The sequence below is a fragment of the Lactobacillus sp. PV012 genome, assembly GCF_014522325.1.
Classification (GTDB): Bacteria; Bacillota; Bacilli; order Lactobacillales; family Lactobacillaceae; genus Lactobacillus.
The window spans coordinates 1,161,539-1,182,638 of sequence record NZ_CP041983.1 but is presented as its reverse complement, the minus strand read 5'-3'; the positions used below and the strand labels follow the sequence as shown (position 1 = coordinate 1,182,638).

Sequence of the window (21,100 nt, the reverse complement as noted above, 5' to 3'; positions counted from 1 at the left end):
AGTCAGCCCTTTAATCTTCTTTAAAAATAATCCTTGTAGCTTCGGGAACTGTAATGTTTTTTTGAAGGGGAGTTAAAGTACCCAATTTTGAGTTTCGTTTATACAAAGTTGCATTATCAGAATTTTGATTTACTGCAATTACGTAGCGTTGATCATTGCTCCAATTAAAGTCGCGCGGGAAGGCCCCAAAAGTTGATATTCTTTGGATCATTTCTAGTTTGCCATCTTCAAAAACTTTAAAAACAACCAAGCTATTATCGCCGCGATTTGAAACATAGAGAAATTTTCCGTCTTTGGATATACGAATAGCAGCTGCGCCATTTTTTCCTTCAAAATTTGGAATAGTTGAATAAGTACCAATAGCTTCAAATGCCCAATTCTTTTCATTAAATTTAGCAACGTGAACTTGGCTCGAGAGTTCTCCCACAATAAACATAAACTTCCCATCAGGAGAAAAAGTAAGATGACGAACTCCAAACCCAGGTTCTAATTGATATTTAGCTACTGAAGTAAGTTCCTTATTTTCTAATTGATAGAATTCGACTTGATCTAGGCCTAAATCACAAGAAACTAGGTTACCATCAGGAGTTTCATCAAAAAAATGAGGATGGGCACTAGCTTGTTCAGGTAAAGGGCCTTGACCGGTGTGGTGGGTTGAAGTAATAAAAGTTAGCTTTCCTTGATTATCATAGGAAAAAACATTAATTGTTGCTAAGTGATAATTGGCCGTGTAAATAAGGTGTTTATCTTCATTTAAACCAACATAACAAGGAGCAGCTCCATCGTGCAAAAAGGCATCAATAAAGGCCGGCGGATTAGTATTTAAATTAAAACTAGCAATACCAGCTTGGCCGTCTTTTTCAATAATTGAAAATAATAAGTTATCGCTGCTGATTTGAAAATAAGTAGGTCGCTTAAGTTCAAGTAGGTTATCAATCTTACTAATTTTAAGGTGTTGACCTTCTTGGGTGCTATTTCCTAAGTAAATTCCTTTTGAGGTGTGGCTAGTATAACCACCAAACCAAATTTCCATTATTTTCTCCTTACTTAAACTGTTATTTTCTAAAATATACCACGATTTAAGAATTTGTGCAGACTTAATTGTTATTTTTTCAACTGATTGGTTATGATACACTTTTATTAAGAGGTGAAGTAAATGAAATGGACTAGTACCATTCAAGAAATTGGACCGGAAGCTGTTTCAGAAAATGAGAATGTAGTAATTCTATTTAATGAAACAGCAACCCCACATTTAAAGCAAGTTTCTGTCATTCAAAAATTTGACCAGGATACTCCTGTTAATAGTTTTATTTTAAAAAAAGATGACACTATCACGATCAATGGAGAAACTTATTTGGCTCTTTTTGTGGGTTCACTTGTAAAAATAAATATGCGGAGCATGGGACATGCGACTTTGATTTTTACTGATGAGTTACCACAAGAGCCGATGAAGAATGCAATTTATTTAGAAAAAGCAGAAGAAGAGCCAATTGCACAGTTTGCAGTTGGGGATGAAATAGTGTTTGAACATAGGTAAAATAAATTAATTGGGGAAAGATAAGTGAATACGAAAAAAAGTTCAACTAATTTTTTTCAAAAATGGTTTTTAAATAACCGTTTTAGTGTGGCATTACTAAATATACTGCTATTCTTTTTAATAATTTTAGTTTTTAATAAAATTTCTTTTATTCTAAATCCTTTTTGGACGTTTTTTAATGCAATTTTACCGCCTATTTTGGTTGCGGTAATTCAGTATTACTTGATGAATCCAGTAGTTGATTTTTTGGAAAAGAAATTACATTTTCCGCGAATTTTAACAATTGGAATTTTGTATTTAATTGTAGTAGGGCTATTAGTATGGATTATTACGTCAATTGTTCCAGTTTTACAAAGGCAAACAGATTCCTTAGTAAAAAATTGGCCAAATATTTGGAATGATGCTCAAACTGCGGTTGAAAAATTATTACGTGATCCACATTTAAGTAAAGTAAAGGGTAATTTAAATCAAGCGGTTTCTGATGCTCAAGCTAAAATTTTTAAGAGTGGACAAGAGAGTTTGAATTTAGCAATTAATAATGTCCTGTCTGCAGTAAATGTTTTAACAATGATTTTTATGACGCTTTTAACAGCACCATTTGTTTTGTTTTTTATGTTAAAAGATGGTCATCAATTAAAACCTTATATTACTAAAGTAGCGCCTAAGAATTTACAGGAAAGCTTTGCAAGTTTATTACACGACATTAATCATGCAGTAGCTTCATATGTGAGGGGTCAAATTACAGTTGCCTTTTGGGTGGGAGTAATGTTTGCAATTGGCTACTCCATCATTGGCTTACCTTATGGAGTAACTTTGGCTGTAGCGGCTGGTTTTTTAAATATGATTCCTTATTTTGGAACATTTATTGCAATAATTCCTGCTTTAATTTTAGGAATTATGAATTCACCAATGATGCTTTTAAAGGTGATAATTGTTTTTGCAGTTGAACAGACGATTGAAGGAAGAGTGATTTCACCATTAGTAATGGGAAATAAGATGAATATGAATCCAGTAACAACAATTTTATTGTTAATTGGTGCTAGCGCAGTTTCTGGATTGTGGGGAGTTATTTTTGCTATTCCGGTTTATGCGGTAGTAAAAATAATTGTTACAAGGATATTTAAATACTATCAAAAAATGTCTACCTTTTATCAAAATGGACAAGAAAAAGAGACAGGAACAGATGATAATTCTGTTGGTAAATAGTAAAATATAAATACAAGTGAACGTGGCAGGTGTGCTACGTTTTTTTGATTAAGGAGTTGAATTTATAATTAATTATGACAAATCATGTAGTATTATATGAACCACTAATGCCAGCTAATACTGGTAATATTGCTCGTTCATGTGCAGGAACAGATACAGTGCTTCATTTAATAGAGCCACTTGGTTTCAGATTAGATGATAAACATATGAAAAGAGCAGGACTTGATTATTGGGATAAAGTAGATGTGCGTAAACACGAAAGTTTAGATGCATTTTTAAATACTTTAGATGAAAATGATGAATTGTATTTAATTTCAAAGTTTTCTAGTAAGTCCTATACTGATGTTGATTATACTGATTCGAATAAAAATTATTATTTTATTTTTGGAAAAGAGACGACTGGTTTGCCAGAGACTTTCATGAGACAATACTATGAACGAAATCTGCGCATCCCCATGTCAGATAATATTAGAGCATTTAATTTATCCAATTCAGTAGCAATAGTTTTGTTTGAAGCCTTGCGCCAGCAAAATTTTCCACATTTAGAGAAAGAACATCATTATCCAGTTGATAAATTAAAAGATTAAGTAAGAAAGGTAAATTTATGAAATTTAAAGAAATGACGCCAGTAACAGTACAAAATTTTCACTATGACTTAAATGAAGAAAAGACACTAAAAAATGAAATTAATGTGTCACTTAGACAAGTAATTCAAAATAGTGAAGATGGAAGTCAAGATGAAGGTAAAGATGGAAAATACTTTGAAATGGGGGTACCATTTGAGATTTCCCCTGAACCAGGACTTTTCACAGTCAGTGGCTTAATTACTAGAGTAATTCAGTTTGAGAATTACTTTGGTGATGGAACTGATTTAAGTGCTGAAGATTATCAATATGTTTCTAAACCATTAGTTGATAAAATTAGGGAATTAACAGCTGCAGTGACTAGTTTGACTTTAGGTGAAGCAGTAAACTTAAACTTTGAAGCAGAATTTAACGATCCAGAAGAAAAGTAAGATTAGAAAGGTAAATTAATGGCGCAAAAAAAGAAGCGCAGAAAAAAAGGCTCTTCTAAAAAGAAGAATGTAAAAAAACAGGACTATACTTGGTCGATTATAGGGCTAATCTTATTATTAATAGCAATTTTAAGTTGTGTAAAGTTTGGCTTATTTAGTCGGCAGTTGATTAATTGCCTACGCTTTTTTGTAGGAGATAGTCACTATTTTGCCAGCTTTCTGATTGGAATTTTTGGGTTAGTGATGCTAATTTACAATCAACCACCAAAGTTAGGACTAAAAAAAGAAGTTGGGTTAGGCGTTTTTTATTTAGGGCTAGCTTTTTTTCAAAGTACGCTTTGGTTTGAAGGATTAATGATTAACCATGGCTTTGTAAATACCTTTTTGCATACTATCTCTGGGGAGTTTAGTCGCTCTCAAAATACAACGGATGCTGGTGGAGGAATTATTGGCGCATTTATTTACCAATTACTTTTTCCTTTATTTGGTGGCATTGGAAGTAAGGTATTAGCTTTTTTAATGCTTTTAATTGGAATCTTAATGCTTTTGAATGTGAAGTTTTTGAGCTTACTCCATGGGTTTCAAGATTTTTCTCAACTTTTTATTCAGAAAAACAAAGATGCTGGAGATAAATTAAAAGATAAATATGTAGATTTTGTAGAAAATTATCAAGAAAAGAAACAAAGTAAAGATAATAGAGAAAAATTATCTGACCCAATAAAATCTTCAGACGAATTTTTCCCAGATTTGAGTGATTTTTCTTCAGAAGCTGATCCAGTTTCTTCTCAAGAACCAGCTAGCAGTCAAGCTAGTCAGCAATCAAAAGTGGAAATTTCAATGCCTAATCAAGACGAACAAAATGATCCATTTGAAGTAGCGCCTACAGTTACTCATTTAAGTGATGAAGATGACCTGCCACCATCGCATGGTAACTTAGAAGAAGATAAAAAGATTATCCAAGAAGCAAAAAGCAAGGCTAATCAATCAAAAAATGATTCTGCTCAGCCAACTGCTTCAGTAAATCATGGTACTTATAAGAAGCCCCCATTAACTTTATTAGAGCCTGTAAAAAAGGTGGATCAAAGTCAAGATCGAGAATTGATTGAAAAAAATACCCAAATTTTAGAATCAACTTTTAAAAGCTTTGGCGTAAAAGTTAATGTCAAAAAAGCTGTTATTGGGCCAACTGTTACTCGGTATGAGGTCCAGCCAGCTGTGGGAGTTAAGGTAAGTAGAATAGTTAACTTGGCTGATGATTTAGCGTTGGCTTTAGCTGCAAAAGATATTCGTATCGAAGCGCCGATTCCAGGTAAACCATTAGTGGGTATTGAAGTACCTAACAAGACGACTTCAGCAGTTTCATTTAAGGATGTTATGGTTCATCAAGATGAGAAAGCAAAGAAAGTTGATTTAGATGTACCTCTTGGAAAAGATGTTGAAGCACAAATTATTTCAGCTGATTTGACCAAAATGCCCCATCTTTTGATTGCGGGTTCAACTGGTTCAGGGAAATCAGTAGCGATTAATACAATTATCACAAGTATTTTAATGAAATCTTATCCTGAAGATGTGAAACTGGTGTTAATAGACCCAAAAATGGTTGAATTATCCGTTTACAATGGTGTACCTCATTTATTAATTCCAGTTGTTACAGATGCTAAGCTTGCAGCCAATGCGTTGAGAAAAACTGTTAAAGAAATGGAAAGACGCTACAAGTTATTTGCAAGTAGCGGGGTGCGCAATATAACTGAATATAATAAAAAAGTCCAGGAAAATAATGCTGACAAAAATAATCCAGTGATGCAAAAGTTGCCTTATATTGTGGTGATCGTAGATGAATTAAGTGACTTGATGATGGTAGCTGGTCGAGAAGTTGAAGATGCAATTGTCCGCTTAGCTCAAATGGCTAGAGCAGCGGGAATTCACATGATTTTAGCAACTCAACGTCCTAGTGTAGATGTTATTACTGGCTTAATTAAGGCAAATGTTCCTTCTAGAATTGCTTTTGCTGTTTCGAGTGGAGTGGATTCACGAACAATTTTAGATCAAGTAGGAGCTGAAAAATTACTTGGTCGAGGCGATATGCTCTTTTTACCAATTGGCGCTTCTAAGCCTGAACGTGTACAAGGTGCCTATATTTCAGTAGATGAAGTAGAAAAAGTAGTGCAATGGGTAAAGCAGCAACAAGAAGCTCAATATGATGAGCAGATGATTCCATCTGCTAAAGAAGAAACAGCTGATGACAATGAAGAACCAGAAGATGAATTGTATCAAGATGCAGTAGCGTTAGTTAAAAAGCAGCAATCTGCAAGTGTTTCTATGCTTCAGAGACGCTTTAGAATTGGCTATAATCGAGCAGCAAGAATTATTGATGAGATGGAAGCTAAAGGGGTTGTCGGTCCTTCAGAAGGCTCCAAGCCACGTCAAGTTTTAGTTCCACCAGATAATCAGGAAGGTTAGTTAAATGACAAATATAAAAATTGATCATAACATTAAATTTACAACAGCCACTATTGGCTGTTTTTTGCGTGTGCCACTATCAAAGAAAAATTTAGCATTAGCTACTTTGTTAGCTACTATGCAGTCAAATGCAAGTATTCTTTATCCAGGAATTCGTAACCAAACCACTGCTTTGGACGAACTATATGATGCTCAACTAGATATTTTTCCAGAGGTATTTGGTAATCAAATTATTATGCAATATGTAATAAATTTCGTAGAACCAAGTCAAATTTTGGATCCTGATTATAATTATAAAAAAATTATTGAACTATTTTTTGAAATAATTGATAATCCCTTATTTAATGAAACATTGATGCAATTAGCTAAAAATCAGTTAAAGGAAGAATATGAAAGTTTCTATGATATTCCAGCTAATTTAGGATATAAGGAATTTTTAGAAACTTGGTATCGAAATAAACCACAGTATGCTAGTCAACTATTTGGCTCAATTGAAGATTTAGAAGATGCTAGTATAAAAGATCTTCAAGATTTTTTTGAAGGGTTAAAGAAGGCTCCAAGTATCTGCTTAGGCCAAGCAATGGATCCTGATACAATTACAGACTATCTCCAAAAACATTTAACAAATGAAGGCTTTGAGAAAGAATTTAAAGTAGAGGATTTAACCATTGCAGCCATAGAAGAACCAATTGAAAAAGTTGCTCCCCATAAAAGTTTGCAAGGTCAAATATTAGTGGGATATGGCTATGGGCAAAAATTAGAGCGACGGATTCGCCAATTTGGGGGACTATTTTTAAGTCATTATTTGGCTGGGGATGAATCTTCTAAATTATTTACCGATGTGCGAGAAAAGCTTGGAGCAGCTTATGGAATTGAAGCTGTTGATTATTTCAATAATTCCATGTTTTTAATTAGTAGTTCAATTGATAAAAATAAATATAGTGAAGTTGAAAAAATAATTATTGATTCCATTAAGAAAATTCAAAATGGGGTAGTGGATCAAGAAGTATTTAAGAAGTCAAAGAAAGCACTTAAAAGAATTTATTTGGAAGCTCCAGATCGTCAAGGAATCGAAATTGTACAAATGTTAACTAATAGTTTGCGCGGTAGAGAGACAACTTTTAAAGATCGGGTCAAAGTAGTAGAAGAATTCACTAGTGAGCAAATGATTGAATTTGCAAAAACACTCTTTATAAACGAAAGGTATTATTTAGTATGAAAAAATTAGACACTATAAAGAAAAGCTTTTCATCTGGGTTTGAAGCACAAATAATTCTTCGTCATCATTTTGTGAAAAAGTTTATGGGGATAATCGTTGATTTTGGGGGAAGTGATCCGCAAAAATTAGCTGGTGGGGCCCATTTTTTGGAACATAAATTATTTGCTAAAAAGCATGGAGATATTTCGCATCGCTTTGAAGAATTAGGAGCGAATACTAATGCTTTCACTTCTTACAATGAAACAATGTATTTTGCTAATTTTATTGACCATTCACTTCAAGTGACAAATTTGCTCTTTGAATTAGTAGGAACAACCTATTTTACAAAGGAGAATGTACAAAAGGAAGCGGAAATTATTGCACAAGAATTAGCAATGTATCAAGAAGATCCAAATTGGGAGTTACAACACCAAGTTTTGGAAATGATGTTCCCACAAACAAATTTAGCACTTGATTTGACAGGAACTCAGCAATCACTATCAGAAATGACCCCACAAATTTTGCAAGAAATTTATGAAGAACATTACTTTGCTGGAAATATGAAATTTGTGGCCTGTGGAGGTTTTACTAAAGCAGAAGTAAGAGAAATTTTAGAGGAAGTAGATAAACTTCAGAAAAAATACTTGCGTCCTCAAAGTCGCCCCCTTCCTCAAATTAAACCTGCTATTTCAAAAGAGGAAACTCAACTTGAAATTCCAGCAGAAGTAATTAGTGCGCGGGTATGCATAGGAATTAAATTACCTGATTTTAAATTATTTGATTCAAGTAATGAATTAATGGAAACAATAGTTGAAGCTTATCTAGAGCAAAATCTAGGTTTAATGAGTAAGGGATTTGAAAAATTTCAAAAAGATAAATTACTTAATTCTCCCCTTGCAATTAAGGTAAATTATACACGTGAAGGAAATTTTGCCTTAATATCTGGTATGAGCCCAAAGCCTGAAGAATTAATTGAAGAAATAAAAAAATTAATTTTTAATGGTAAGGGTGATCAAGCATTATTTGAAATTCAGAAAAAAGAGTATATTGCTGAAATGAAAAGAAAATTGGATCAAATTGAAGAATTAGCGATTGAAAGTGCAGAAATGATGCTTGAAAAAGAGGATTTACTTAAATTAGTTCAAAGATTTGGTAATTTAAGTTTCAATGATTTTGCAAATTATTATAATGAAATCGTCGATAAGGTCGAAATTTTTAGCGCAATAATGCGTTAAAGGTTAGAAAGTGAAATTAGTTGTGAAAAGAGCAATAATTTTTGGTGCGACTGGTGGAATAGGTAAACAAATTGCACAAGATTTAGCTAAAGATGGCTGGTCTTTGTATATCCATGGTGTCCATCAAGTTGAAAAGGCAAAAAGAATGTGTGAAGAATTGACTATTGCATATCCTCAGCAGGATTTTTTACCATTAAAATTGAGTTTTCAGGTAGGAAACGAAGAATTGAAAAAAGTTATTTTAAATTTACTCCCAGTGAATGCAGTAATTTTTTCTCAAGGAATTACTGATTTTAACTTTTTAGGAAGTCAATCTTTAGAAAAAATTGACCAAATTTTTCAAATCAATGTTATTACACCAATTAAAATTTTGAATTTATTAGAATCAAAATTAATGAATAAAGACCATAGTCGAGTAATTTTTATTGGCTCAGTTTATGGAGAACAAGCCAGCGCAATGGAAACAGTTTATAGTTCAACTAAGGGTGCATTAAGTAGTTTTGCTCAAGGCTACGGAAGAGAAGTAGCTTCTAGTCACTTAACAGTAAATGTTATTGCACCAGGAGCAGTCGCTACGGAAATGAATTCGATATTTTCCGAGCAGACTCTTGAAGAAGTAAGACAAGAAATTCCGGCTGCCCGTTTAGCCAAGACAAGTGATATTTCATTTTGGGTGAAAAATATTTTAAGTCCTCAAGCTGATTATTTTACTGGGCAAACGATTTATGTTGATGGTGGATGGCTTGTTTAAAGGGCGCTAATTTTGTTATACTCATAGTAAATATTGCTTAAAGTGAGAGGTTATTATGGCAGATATTGGAGATAAGTTAAAAAAAGCTAGAAAAGATAAAGGAATGTCTGTTGAAGATGTTGAGAAGATTACAAAAATTCAACGACGGTATTTAACGGCAATCGAAAATAATGAATTTGATCAATTACCTGGTGACTTTTATGTTAGAGCTTTTATTCGTCAGTATGCAGATGTTGTAGGGCTCAATGGAAAAGAATTACTAGAAGATTTTCAATCAGAAGTACCACAAGCAAAACCAGAAGAATATGTGGAAAATTCAATTGATAATAAAAGTGAAGAAATTAAAAAGACGACAAACAGTAAAAAGGGTAAATGGCAAGGATATTTACCTAAGATTGCGACTGTTATCGGAGTTTTAGTAATTATTTTAATTGTTTACTTAGTATATGCACACTTTTTCTCAGGATCAAACCAACAATCTGCAACTGATCAACAAGATAATGTAACAGTCTCTTCAACTAGTTCTTCTAAGAGCAGTGTCAAAAAATCTAGTGTAAAGCCATCAGTAGCTACAGGTGTTAAAGTCACAAAGATTGGAGATAATTCTTACCGTGTAACTGGTTTAAAGACTAACCGAACTTTAAAATTAGCAACGACGACTGCTACTGTTTGGGCTCAAGTTTCTGCTAACGACAATGCGATTTGGCAAGGAACGCTGACAGCAAATCAAAAGCATACGCTAAAGTTAGGAGAAAATGTTAAAAATGTTTCAATTAACTTAGGTAATACTCAAACTACCACTTTAACGATTGGTGGCAAGACTGTTCCTTTCACCAAATCGAATAGACCTTTAACTGTAAAATTGGTATTTGGAAATGCAAAAGCTACTAGCTCAAGTAGTAGTGCTACACAATCAAGTACTCAAAGTACTACTCAGTCATCGTCTCAGGCGGCCACTAGTCAAGTGGTAACAAGTGGCTCAACCACTACAACTAACAACCAAAATACTACTAGAGTAAATGGAGGACAAAATAACTAAGAATGAATTTACCAAATAAATTAACCGTATTTAGAATTTTTATGATTCCTGTGTTTATGCTACTTTTAATCTTTAATTGGCCAGCTGGTCATGTGGATGTAGCAGGCTTCACAATTTATTGGAATCAAGTTTTAGCTGCTATTGTATTTGCAATTGCCTCATTTACAGACTTCTTAGATGGACACATTGCGAGAGCTAGAAATTTGGTAACAAACTTTGGAAAATTTGCCGATCCTTTAGCTGATAAAATGTTAACAATGACTGCATTTATCTTTTTAGTAAACCTTAAGAGTAATGGACAAAGTTTGGCACCTGCGTGGGTAGTTGCAATTATTGTTTGTCGCGAACTTGCAGTAACTGGACTACGTTTAATTGTAGTTGAAAATGATGGTGAAGTTATCGCTGCAAAGATGCCAGGTAAGATTAAAACGACCACTCAAATGTTATCGATAATTTTCTTATTAATTGGAAATATTTTCTATATTGGATCAATTTTGTTATATATTTGTTTAGTATTTACTATCTACTCTGGTTGGGATTATTTCCACCAAAGTTGGGATGTATTTAAAGGTTCAATGTAATTAAAAGCGATTAATTTCGCTTTTTTTTGTGAAAAAAATTAATATTTGCGTAAATAGAGTTGAAGTAAAAATAAAAAACTTATGTTCGCTTTTTTCTTGTTTTTAGCAAGAAAACCAAGTATAATATTAAGAGTAACTTTTATTAAGGAGGTAGCGAGAACATGGCTAAAGATGGTAAGAAATCAGCTTTAGAAGCTGCTTTGAAAAAGATTGAAAAGGACTTTGGTAAAGGTGCAGTAATGAGAATGGGTGATAAAGTAGATACCCAAATTTCTACTGTTCCTACTGGTTCATTAGCTTTAGATGCAGCGCTAGGTGTTGGTGGATATCCACGTGGAAGAATCATTGAAATGTACGGACCAGAAAGTTCTGGTAAGACTACTGTGGCACTTCATGCAGTAGCAGAGGTTCAAAAGCGTGGTGGCACAGCTGCTTATATTGATGCTGAAAATGCAATGGACCCTGCTTACGCTACTGCTTTGGGAGTAGATATTGATTCATTAATTCTCTCCCAGCCAAATACTGGAGAAGAAGGTTTACAGATAGCGGATACTTTAATAGCTAGTGGTGCAATTGATATTTTGGTAGTGGACTCTGTAGCTGCTTTGGTTCCACGTGCAGAAATTGATGGAGAAATGGGAGATTCCCATGTTGGTTTACAAGCAAGATTAATGAGTCAAGCTTTACGTAAGTTATCTGGTAATATTTCTAAAACAAAAACAATTGCGATTTTTATTAATCAAATCCGTGAAAAAGTTGGAGTAATGTTTGGTAATCCAGAAACCACCCCAGGTGGACGTGCTTTGAAGTTCTATTCAACGATTCGTTTGGAAGTTCGTCGAGGTGAACAAATTAAACAAAATAGCGAAGCCGTAGGTAATAGAACAAAAATTAAAGTAGTCAAAAATAAGGTGGCTCCTCCATTTAGACTAGCTGAAGTAGACATCATGTATGGGCAAGGAATCTCTCAGACTGGTGAATTGCTTGATATGGCTGTTGAAAAAGACATTATCAATAAAGCGGGTGCTTGGTATTCTTACGGAGATGACCGTATTGGACAAGGTAGAGAAAATGCTAAGCATTATCTTGAAGAGAATCCAGATGTTTATGCAGAAGTAAACAAACTTGTGCGCCAAGCGTATGGAATGGAAGAAGAGAACGAAGAAACACCTCAAGAAAAAACTAAAGATGAGGGAAATAAGAAGGAAAACTAGGATTTATCCTAGTTTTTTTGTTGAGAAATAAAATTACAGGTAAAGATTGTTAGATTGACATTATTTAACGATACTTTTATTATTAATATGTGTGAATAATTCTAATAAAAAGGCGATAGTATATATGATAAACACAATTATAGTTCCTGTAGCTGTCGCTATTGTTTTTGCCTGTGTGGGTGGAATTGGTGGTTATTCACTTCGTAAAAATAAATGGGAAAAGCAGGCTCAAAACGCCAAAAATGATGCAAAACATATTTTGAGCGAAGCAAATAATGAAAGAAAAAAAGCTCAAGATGAGATTGAACAGAAAAAAAAGGCGTTAAAAGAATTTACAGAAAATTCTAAAAAAGAAGCTGCTGCAAGTAAAAAAGAAAAAATTCTGGAAGCGCAAGAAGAAATTCATAACTATCGGGAAAGAGTAGAAACTGAATTAAATGAGCGTCGCCAAGAAATTACTCGTCAAGAGAACCGTTTATTACAACGCGAAGATGCGATTGATCACAAAGATAATCTTCTCGATAAGAGAGAAAATCAGCTCACTTTAAAGGAAAACCAAGTAAATCAGCATCAGCAAGAAGTTTTAGAAAAAGACAAAAGAGCTGATGAGTTAATTACTGAACGAGAAAATAAACTTTATGAAGTAGCTCACTTAGAACGTGAAGATGCAAAAAAGATTATTTTAGATCAACTTTCAGAACAATTAGTTAACGAAAAAGCTACTTTAATTAAAGAAAGCAATGAAAAATTTAAGGCCAAGGCTGATCATTTTGCTAGAAAGATTATTGTAGACGCTATTCAAAGTAGCGCAGCTGATACTGTAGCTGAAAAAACTGTTTCTGTAGTCAATTTACCAAATGATGACATGAAGGGGCGGATTATTGGTCGTGAGGGACGTAATATTCGCTCATTTGAAGCTTTAACTGGAATAGATGTCATTATTGATGATACGCCGGATGTAGTGGTGCTTAGTGGCTTTGATCCAATTAGACGTGAAATTGCCAAAAGAGCTTTAGAGCGCTTAATTAAGGATGGTAGAATTCACCCAGCTCGTATTGAAGAAGTAGTAGATCGTGCTCGTAAAGAAGTTAATGACGATATTTACGAAGCAGGAGAGGGTGCATTAATGGAATTAGGAATTCATAGGATGCACCCAGAATTGGTTAAAATTCTAGGTCGCTTAAAGTATCGGACATCTTATGGTCAGAATGTATTAGCTCATTCAATTGAAGTAGGTAAGTTAACAGGAGTTATGGCCGCAGAACTTGGTTTAGATGAAAAGGTAGCGGTACGTGCAGGATTATTACACGATATTGGGAAAGCAATTGATCACGAAATTGATGGTTCTCATGTTGAGATTGGTGTTGAACTAGCTCGCAAATACCATGAACCTGATGTTGTTATTAATGCGATTGCGGCCCATCATGATGATGTACCAAAATTGTCATTTATTGCAGAATTGGTTGTAGCTGCAGATACAATTTCTTCAGCTCGTCCCGGAGCTAGAAGTGAATCTCTTGAAAACTATGTCAAGCGATTGGAACAATTAGAAACAATCGCTAAGAGTTATCAAGGAGTTGCACAAGCTTACGCAATTCAAGCAGGGCGTGAAATTAGAGTAATGGTTGAACCTGATAAAATTTCTGATAATCGTACAATAATATTAGCAAGAAATCTGAAAAATCGTATTGAAAATGAAATGGATTATCCTGGTAATATTAAAATTACGGTTATTCGAGAAAAAAGAGCAGTTGCGATTGCTAAATAAAAGTCGGAAGATAATTCCGGCTTTTTTTATTTGGAAATTGTCTTTCTTGTGGGAGATTTGTATAATTGAACAAGAAGATTAAGAAAGTAGCTGTTTATGTTTCAAATAATCATTAAGATATTTTTATTAATTATAATATCAGCAATTATCACGCCTTTTATTCGAAAGCTAGCATTCGTCTTAGGGGCAGTGGATAATCCAAATGCTAGGAGAGTTAATAAAAAGCCAATGCCGACGATTGGTGGGCTAGGAATTTTTGTAGCTTTCAGTATTGGGGAGTTTATTTTATTAAGGAACCAATTTCCAACGCATGAATTGTTTTCAATTTTATTAGCAGAGAGTGCTATTATCTTGACTGGATTAGTTGATGATATTTTAGAATTAAAACCCCGACAAAAAATGTTAGGAATTTTTGTTGCAGCATTAATTATTTATTTTTTAGCTGGAATAAAGATGAGTGAAATTACACTTCCTTGGGTGGGTACCCTACAATTGGGATGGTGGTGGAGCCTACCTTTAACTATTTTTTGGATTTTAGCATTAACCAATGCTGTTAATTTAATTGATGGGTTAGATGGATTGGCAACAGGAGTCTCCATGATTTCCTTAGTAACAATGGGTATTGTAGGCTTTTTCTTCTTGCAGAATGCGCAAGTTTACGTTCCAATTGCCTGTATCATGTTAGCAGCCTGTTTGTTAGGATTTTTACCTTATAATTTTCATCCCGCAAAAATATTTTTAGGAGATACTGGCGCACTTTATATTGGTTTCATGATCTCAGTTTTGTCTCTAAAAGGCTTGAAAAACGTTACCTTTATTACTTTGCTAGTTCCCATTATTATCTTAGGAGTACCTATTACTGATACTGTCTATGCGATGATTAGACGTAAATTAAACAAAAAGCCAATCTCAGAAGCAGATAAGCATCACTTGCATCACCAATTGATGAAAATGGGATTAACTCATCGTCAAACTGTATTAGCTATTTATGGGCTTTCATTGATATTTGCTTTTGTATCATTATTGATGTTAGCTGCACCAAAGTGGGGTGTCTGGCTATTAATAATTGGACTAGCGTTTGCATTAGAAATTTTTGTAGAAACAATAGGGTTATTGGGAGAAAGGTACAAACCATTATTACATTTGTTTCAAAAAAATATTGAAAAGATGGGGCGTAAAGATCCAGAAGTTTCAGTACACCACTTAGAAGATAAAAAAACTCATAATAAAAAAAGACACCAATAAAGGTGTTTTTTTTATTGCTCGCGATAATTCATTTTTGATACAGGAATTTCGTTGAAGTGCTTTTCGCCATCGTTAAATGCAATTTTTCCAGCCAAGAGGTTAGTTAAATCGTTTTTGAATCCTTCAATTTGGTCCATATCTAAAGAAACAGTAATAGTAACTTGAGTTCCATATTCTTGCTTTGCAACAAAGGTATTATTTTTTTTAAAATAGTGATTAATTTCATCAACACGATTATAAGGTATTTCAAAAGTAATATCTTGTTGTAATACACATTTAACTACACCAATTGCTTCACTGGCTTCAGTTATAGAATTAGAGTAAGCGCGAATTAAACCACCAGCACCTAGTTTGATACCACCAAAATATCTTGTGACGACGGCGGTTACGTTTTTTAGATTCATTAATTGTAAAGCTTTGAGTTCTGGAATTCCTGCTGTTCCAGATGGTTCTCCATTGTCACTTGCTTTAACTTGATCATCATTTAAACCAATTGTATAAGCAAAAGTATTATGGGTGGCATCATGGTATTTTTTTGAAATAGATTTAATAAATTCTTGAGCTTGTTGTACATTTTCGGTTCGCTTCATTGAACAAATAAAACGACTTTTTTTGATAATTAGTTCGTGGGCGCCATCCTCTTTTAAAGTAAGATATTTTTTGATTTCTGCCAAAATTATTTCCTTTCCTTTGCGTAATTAAAATTGAGGTGAATTGAAGTGAAGATAGTTCTTGCAGGTCGTCAGTGGCTTAAAGGTCAAAATAACGATACCACAAATTTGAAATTGAAAAAAGTTGCCGGAATTTTTCAAAATAGGTGTCAAAGGTGTAATTCTCTGGTTAAGTTTACACTTCCTAATGGGAAAAAATACTGTCGAGTTTGTATTGGATTAGGAAGAATTTGTGAGGGAGATTTTCTATACCAAAGTTTGGAGCAAATTCAGTATCCTCCAAAAGAGAATTTATTAAGCTGGCAAGGTGAGCTAACTTTAGACCAAAAGCAAGTTTCACAAGATTTACTTAATTCTTTAAAACAAAGACGTAATCATTTAGTTCATGCAGTAACAGGAGCTGGAAAGACAGAAATGCTGTTTGAAACAATAAATTTTGCTTTGTGCACTGGTAAAAGAGTAGGGGTAGCTACCCCGAGAATTGATGTAGTAAATGAATTATTCCCAAGGTTTCAAGCTGCGTTTGAAAGTGTGAAAATTGGTAAATACCATGGAAAAGAATACTTTGAGGCAAGGGATGAACAATTAATTATTTGTACTACTCACCAACTTTTAAAATTTTATCAAGCATTTGACCTCTTAATTATTGATGAAGTTGATTCTTTTCCTTATCGTAACAACCTAATGTTATATTATGGAACAAAAAATGCTATTAAAGAAAAAGGAGTAATTTTTTATCTAACTGCTACACCTGATCACTCGCTATTAATTCAAGCAAAAAGTAATAAGATAGGGTATTCAATTTTGAAGCATCGCTTCCATGGTGGAAAATTACCTGTTCCGCAAGAAAAGATGTTCGTAAGACCATTTATAAAAAATAAAAGGATTCATCCGAAATTAGTAAAGGAAATTAGAAGCCTTCTGACTTTGAAAAAACCTGTATTAGTATTTGTTCCGAAAATAGTTCAAATTCCAGTCTATGAAAAAATTTTAAAGCATAATTTTTCTAAGCTAAGGATAACAGGTGTTCATGCACAAGATGAATATAGACAAGAAAAAATTTTGGATTTTCGCCAAGGAAAGTTTGATTTATTACTTACCACAACTATTTTGGAGCGAGGAGTTACTTTTAAAAGTGTACAGGTAATTGTGGTTGCAGCAGATGATCCAATATATACAACACCTTCTTTAGTTCAAATTGCAGGAAGAGTAGGAAGAAATAAAGCTGATAAAACAGGAAATGTTATTTTTTGTTACCATCGTTACACCAAGGAAATTAAAGAGGCTAAAAGGAAAATATTGGAGATGAATCGATGAGTTATTGTTTATTATGTGAGAGTCACTATAGACCGACCATAAATTTTAAAGAATTATTTTTGTTTAAAAAAATTCATGAGCCAGTTATTTGTAGTACTTGTTTTAAAAAATTCAAAAAGATTTCAAATAAATATTGTAAAATTTGCCATAAAAAGATGGATAAAGATGATATTTGCCAAGATTGCAAAAAATGGCAGGAAAGTTATAAAGATAAAGTATTAATTAATCAGGCTTGTTACGAATATAATCGTGCTTTTCATGATTTAATGGTAAATTATAAGCGTTATGGGGATTATGTATTACGAAAAGTATTAGCAGAATTAGTTTATGATAAGGTGCCGCAAGCAGATTATTATGTGCCAATTCCAACATCTTTGGATCACCGAAAAAAGAGAAAGTACGATACAATCTATGAAATTTTTAATTCTTTAGTGCCGCTTACACCACTTTTAACCAAATTAAATACTGAAGAGGCTCAAGGGGAAAAGAGTAAAAAAGAGAGGATGATGGCTAACCAGAGCTTTGAAGCAATTGAAGGAGTAAAGATTGAGGGCCAAGTAGTCTTATTAGATGATATTTATACAACCGGTAGAACCCTTTATCATGCAAGGGATGCTTTAATAAAAAAATATCCTAATTTAGAAATAAAAAGTTTTACAATTGCAAGGTAAAACATTAGACAAAGCGCTTTCATTACTGCTATAATTATTATAGATAAAATTTAAACGACGTTGAAAGGAGAAGCTTTATGTTAAAATACAATGTTCGTGGAGAAAATATCGAAGTTACAGATGCTTTAAGAGAATATGTTGAAAAACGCCTTTCAAAATTAGAAAAGTATTTTGAAGTAGACTCTGATGTAGTTGCACATGTTAATTTGAAAGTTTATAAGGATGACAGTGCAAAAGTTGAAGTTACGATTATCCTTCCATACTTAGTTTTACGTGCTGAAGAGACTACTGATGATATGTATAAGAGCATTGATTTTGTATCTGAAAAGCTTGAACGTCAAATTAGAAAGTATAAAACTAAGATTAATCGTCGCAACCGTGAAAAGGGATTAAAGGATTACTTCTTAGAAGAAACAAGTGAAGAACAAGAAACTCCAAGTGAATTTGAAATTGTACGTAATAAGCATTTAGACTTAAAGCCAATGAAAGCTGAAGAAGCTGTATTGCAAATGGATTTGCTAGGACATGATTTCTTTGTTTTTGAAGATGCTGATACAAATGGTACTAGTATCGTTTATAAAAGAAATGATGGTAAATATGGCTTGATTGAAACCAACGAATAAATAAAAAATCTTCTAAGGTCAACTTAGAAGATTTTTTATTTACTATCGATTTCTCATTTTGGCTAAAAAATGGTAAAATTACTTAGTATATTTAGACTTATGTAAAACTATAAAATATAAGGACCGATTTTAATGGCAAATATTCTAAAAAAACTTTATGACGTTGATAAACGTGAATTAAAACAATTCGAAAAAATTGCTGACAAAGTAGAAGCGTTAGCAGATGAATATAGCAAATTAACTGATGAACAATTAAAAGAAAAAACCCCTGAGTTTCGCAAGCGCCTAGAAGATGGGGAAACATTAGATGATATTTTACCAGAAGCATTTGCAACTGCACGCGAAGGAGCAAAAAGGGTTTTAGGACTTTATCCATATCGTGTTCAAATAATTGGTGGTATTGCTTTGCATAAGGGTAATATTGCTGAAATGATGACGGGGGAAGGTAAGACTTTAACAGCTACTATGCCAGTGTATTTAAATGCTTTGACTGGTAAGGGTGTACACGTAGTAACTGTTAACGAGTATTTATCAAGTCGTGATGAAAGTGAAATGGGTCAGTTATATAAGTGGCTTGGTTTAACTGTAGGATTAAACCTTAACGAGCTTTCCCCAGACGAAAAAAGAGAAGCGTATAACTGTGATGTAACTTATTCTACTAATTCAGAATTAGGATTTGATTATTTAAGAGACAATATGGTTGTCTATAAAGATCAAATGGTGCAAAGACCATTAAATTATGCAATTATTGATGAGGTTGATTCGATTTTAATTGATGAGGCTAGAACACCTTTAATTATTTCTGGACAAGCACAGCAAGCTACTGGTGATTATATCCAAGCTGATCGTTTTGTTAAAACGTTAGTTGAAGATAAAAGTGATGATGATGCAGACGATAAAGAAGATCATGGTGATTATAAGATTGACTGGCAAACTAAGACTATAGGTTTGACCAATCAAGGAATTCAAAAAGCATGTAAATACTTTAAGTTAAAGAATTTGTATGATATTGAAAACCAAGCATTAGTGCACCATATTGATCAAGCTTTACGAGCAAACTATATTATGCTTAAAGATATTGATTATGTGGTGCAGAATGGTGAGGTAATGATCGTTGATTCTTTCACAGGACGTGTTATGGAAGGACGTCGTTTCTCGGACGGTCTTCACCAAGCTATCGAAGCCAAAGAAGGCGTTCAAATTCAGGAAGAGTCTCAAACTCAAGCGACTATTACTTATCAGAACTTCTTTAGAATGTACAAAAAATTATCAGGGATGACTGGTACAGGTAAAACTGAAGAAGAAGAATTTCGTGAAATTTACAATATGCAAGTTATTCCAATTCCTACTAATCGCCCAATTGCAAGAAAGGATAAACCAGATCTTCTTTACCCATCATTAGATTCTAAATTTGATGCTGTAGTTAGAGAAATTAAGGAGCGTCATGCTAAGGGACAACCTGTTCTAGTAGGGACTGTTGCAATTGAAAGTTCAGAGCGCCTAAGTCACTTACTGGATAAGGAAGGCATCCCTCATGCAGTTTTAAATGCTAAAAATCATGCTAAAGAAGCTGAAATAGTTATGAATGCGGGTCAAAAAGGTGCAGTAACAATAGCTACCAATATGGCCGGACGTGGTACTGACATTAAACTGGGACCAGGTGTTAAAGAACTTGGAGGATTAGCAGTTATCGGTACCGAAAGACATGAATCACGTCGAATTGATAACCAGTTACGAGGACGTTCTGGTCGTCAGGGTGATCCAGGAACTACAAGATTCTATCTTTCACTAGAAGATGATTTAATGAAACGTTTTGGCTCAGAACGTGTAAAAATGTTTTTAGATAGAATTTCGGATAATGATGATGAAAAGGTCATTGAAAGTCGTATGATAACCAAACAGGTTGAATCAGCACAAAAGCGTGTTGAAGGTAATAACTATGATACACGTAAGCAAACATTACAATATGATGATGTTATGAGAATTCAACGTGAAATTATCTATGCCGAACGAATGAAAGTTATTGAAGAAGACCATTCTCTTCAATATGTTTTACGTCCAATGATTAAACGTACAATTGATCATCAAATTGACATGTATACGCAAGGTGATAAGAAGGATTGGCGTAATGACCAAATCCGTGATTTCATTGCTTCCTGCTTAACTGATGAGGAAACCGCTAAAAAGGTAGATCTTAAAAATCTTTCTGCAGAAGAGTTAAAGAAGAAGTTATATGAGATTGCTAATAAAAATTATGAAGAAAAAGAAAAGCAACTAGCAGATCCTAAGGACTTATTAGAATTCGAAAAGGTTGTTATCCTACGTGTAGTTGATGATCACTGGACAGATCATATTGATGCAATGGATCAGTTGCGTCAATCGGTAGGATTACGTGGATATGGACAATTAAACCCATTAGTTGAATATCAAGAAGCTGGTTATCGAATGTTTGAGGAAATGATAAGCAACATCGAATATGATGCCACCCGCTTATTTATGAAAGCTCAAATTAGACAAAATCTTAGTCGCTAATCAAAAGGGAGGCATTAAGCCCCCCTTTTTTCGTTAA

Annotated in this window: 19 protein-coding genes; 17 read left to right on the top strand and 2 right to left on the bottom strand. The window is 33.6% G+C overall.

Going from position 1 to position 21,100, the window contains the following annotated elements; all coding sequences use genetic code 11:
* Nucleotides 1-10: 10 nt before the first annotated feature.
* The gene (locus tag FP433_RS05845; RefSeq protein WP_265484111.1) at nucleotides 11-1,033 is read right to left on the bottom strand and encodes a lactonase family protein; all 1,023 of its coding nucleotides are present in this window, start codon (nucleotides 1,031-1,033) and stop codon (nucleotides 11-13) included.
* A gap of 123 nt (nucleotides 1,034-1,156) precedes the next feature.
* On the opposite strand from FP433_RS05845, the gene FP433_RS05840 reads away from it, so the two are divergent.
* From FP433_RS05840 to FP433_RS05780, 13 genes are all read left to right on the top strand, one after another.
* Complete coding sequence (locus FP433_RS05840; RefSeq protein WP_265484112.1) at nucleotides 1,157-1,537, top strand: PTS glucitol/sorbitol transporter subunit IIA; 381 nt, start codon at nucleotides 1,157-1,159, stop codon at nucleotides 1,535-1,537.
* A 24-nt stretch (nucleotides 1,538-1,561) separates the two neighbouring features.
* Nucleotides 1,562-2,743: an AI-2E family transporter gene (locus FP433_RS05835; RefSeq protein ID WP_265484113.1), complete on the top strand. Its 1,182-nt coding sequence runs from the start codon at nucleotides 1,562-1,564 to the stop codon at nucleotides 2,741-2,743.
* Between the two features lie 74 nt (nucleotides 2,744-2,817).
* Nucleotides 2,818-3,330, top strand: a complete 513-nt coding sequence (trmL, locus tag FP433_RS05830; protein ID WP_265484114.1) for a tRNA (uridine(34)/cytosine(34)/5-carboxymethylaminomethyluridine(34)-2'-O)-methyltransferase TrmL — start codon at nucleotides 2,818-2,820, stop codon at nucleotides 3,328-3,330.
* A gap of 17 nt (nucleotides 3,331-3,347) precedes the next feature.
* On the top strand, nucleotides 3,348-3,758 hold the full coding sequence (locus tag FP433_RS05825) for a DUF1149 family protein (RefSeq protein ID WP_265484115.1): 411 nt from the start codon (nucleotides 3,348-3,350) through the stop codon (nucleotides 3,756-3,758).
* 18 nt (nucleotides 3,759-3,776) lie between these two features.
* Complete coding sequence (locus tag FP433_RS05820; protein ID WP_265486570.1) at nucleotides 3,777-6,218, top strand: DNA translocase FtsK; 2,442 nt, start codon at nucleotides 3,777-3,779, stop codon at nucleotides 6,216-6,218.
* Nucleotides 6,219-6,222: 4 nt separating this feature from the next.
* Nucleotides 6,223-7,437, top strand: coding sequence for a M16 family metallopeptidase (locus FP433_RS05815; protein ID WP_265486569.1), 1,215 nt, complete (start codon nucleotides 6,223-6,225; stop codon nucleotides 7,435-7,437).
* On the top strand, nucleotides 7,434-8,651 hold the full coding sequence (locus FP433_RS05810; protein WP_265486568.1) for a M16 family metallopeptidase: 1,218 nt from the start codon (nucleotides 7,434-7,436) through the stop codon (nucleotides 8,649-8,651). The genes FP433_RS05815 and FP433_RS05810 overlap by 4 nt, the downstream gene beginning before the upstream one ends.
* Before the next feature lie 22 nt (nucleotides 8,652-8,673).
* On the top strand, nucleotides 8,674-9,402 hold the full coding sequence (gene ymfI / locus FP433_RS05805; RefSeq protein ID WP_265484624.1) for an elongation factor P 5-aminopentanone reductase: 729 nt from the start codon (nucleotides 8,674-8,676) through the stop codon (nucleotides 9,400-9,402).
* A 55-nt stretch (nucleotides 9,403-9,457) separates the two neighbouring features.
* On the top strand, nucleotides 9,458-10,441 hold the full coding sequence (locus tag FP433_RS05800; RefSeq protein WP_265484119.1) for a helix-turn-helix domain-containing protein: 984 nt from the start codon (nucleotides 9,458-9,460) through the stop codon (nucleotides 10,439-10,441).
* Between the two features lie 2 nt (nucleotides 10,442-10,443).
* Nucleotides 10,444-11,022 (top strand): CDP-diacylglycerol--glycerol-3-phosphate 3-phosphatidyltransferase, encoded by a 579-nt coding sequence (gene pgsA, locus FP433_RS05795; protein ID WP_265484120.1) that lies wholly within the window; start codon nucleotides 10,444-10,446, stop codon nucleotides 11,020-11,022.
* A 161-nt stretch (nucleotides 11,023-11,183) separates the two neighbouring features.
* Nucleotides 11,184-12,236 carry a recombinase RecA gene (recA, locus tag FP433_RS05790; protein WP_265484121.1) on the top strand — a complete coding sequence of 351 codons (1,053 nt, stop codon included), beginning with the start codon at nucleotides 11,184-11,186 and terminating at the stop codon, nucleotides 12,234-12,236.
* A 124-nt stretch (nucleotides 12,237-12,360) separates the two neighbouring features.
* On the top strand, nucleotides 12,361-14,004 hold the full coding sequence (rny, locus tag FP433_RS05785; protein WP_265484122.1) for a ribonuclease Y: 1,644 nt from the start codon (nucleotides 12,361-12,363) through the stop codon (nucleotides 14,002-14,004).
* Nucleotides 14,005-14,100: 96 nt separating this feature from the next.
* A complete protein-coding gene (locus FP433_RS05780; protein WP_265486567.1) occupies nucleotides 14,101-15,249 on the top strand; it encodes a glycosyltransferase family 4 protein in 1,149 nt (382 codons plus the stop codon).
* Nucleotides 15,250-15,260: 11 nt separating this feature from the next.
* Here FP433_RS05780 and FP433_RS05775 read toward each other — a convergent pair whose 3' ends face one another.
* On the bottom strand, nucleotides 15,261-15,923 hold the full coding sequence (locus FP433_RS05775; RefSeq protein ID WP_265486566.1) for a YigZ family protein: 663 nt from the start codon (nucleotides 15,921-15,923) through the stop codon (nucleotides 15,261-15,263).
* Between the two features lie 39 nt (nucleotides 15,924-15,962).
* On the opposite strand from FP433_RS05775, the gene FP433_RS05770 reads away from it, so the two are divergent.
* The 4 genes from FP433_RS05770 to secA all read left to right on the top strand — a co-directional run bounded on the left by FP433_RS05770 (nucleotide 15,963) and on the right by secA (nucleotide 21,063).
* Complete coding sequence (locus FP433_RS05770; RefSeq protein WP_416202982.1) at nucleotides 15,963-17,237, top strand: DEAD/DEAH box helicase; 1,275 nt, start codon at nucleotides 15,963-15,965, stop codon at nucleotides 17,235-17,237.
* Nucleotides 17,234-17,908 (top strand): ComF family protein, encoded by a 675-nt coding sequence (locus FP433_RS05765; protein ID WP_416202969.1) that lies wholly within the window; start codon nucleotides 17,234-17,236, stop codon nucleotides 17,906-17,908. Before FP433_RS05770 ends, FP433_RS05765 begins: the two co-directional genes overlap by 4 nt.
* Before the next feature lie 77 nt (nucleotides 17,909-17,985).
* Complete coding sequence (hpf, locus tag FP433_RS05760; protein ID WP_265484128.1) at nucleotides 17,986-18,531, top strand: ribosome hibernation-promoting factor, HPF/YfiA family; 546 nt, start codon at nucleotides 17,986-17,988, stop codon at nucleotides 18,529-18,531.
* A gap of 132 nt (nucleotides 18,532-18,663) precedes the next feature.
* Nucleotides 18,664-21,063 carry a preprotein translocase subunit SecA gene (gene secA / locus FP433_RS05755; protein WP_265486563.1) on the top strand — a complete coding sequence of 800 codons (2,400 nt, stop codon included), beginning with the start codon at nucleotides 18,664-18,666 and terminating at the stop codon, nucleotides 21,061-21,063.
* Nucleotides 21,064-21,100: the final 37 nt, after the last annotated feature.